1 pseudogene is annotated in these 373 nt (G+C 44.8%); it reads right to left on the bottom strand.

The features are described from left to right. Positions 1 to 139: pseudogene (locus B2633_RS17850) on the bottom strand (EamA family transporter); the annotation flags it as partial. Between the last annotated feature and the right edge of the window lie 234 nt (positions 140 to 373).

The following is a 373-nucleotide window of genomic DNA, read 5'->3' as shown; positions in this document are numbered from 1 at the left end:
GGCCGCCCAACATAAACCGCACTCCGTTAAAAGTAAAGGGGCCCACGTGTTCCATACCCACTCTTTGGGCTACGAAGGCCAGCCCCCAAATGGCTGCTACCAGCAGCAGCAAAAGATTTGATTTAATAACGCTCACCAGCGGGCTCCCTTCCTGGCTTGACAGAATTTTAGCTGAAGCGCAAATGTATTAGCGTTTTTAGCCCTAAAGTATAGAATACCTTAATGACATTCAAGAAGAAAGCCCCCTGGCTGGCAAAAAACCTGTTGAACAAGTGTTTTGCACAGTTTAATGCTGCGGCGGTCGAATCCTGAAATGATGTTCTAAAAGGCAGATAATAACACCTTAAGGAAACATTGTTTATTGATTTCCATA

The organism is Syntrophomonas sp. UBA1041 (assembly GCF_002316705.1).
Lineage (GTDB): Bacteria > Bacillota > Syntrophomonadia > Syntrophomonadales > Syntrophomonadaceae > DTU019.
Note: the sequence above shows the minus strand (reverse complement) of the source record. Positions and strands in the feature narration are given on the sequence as shown.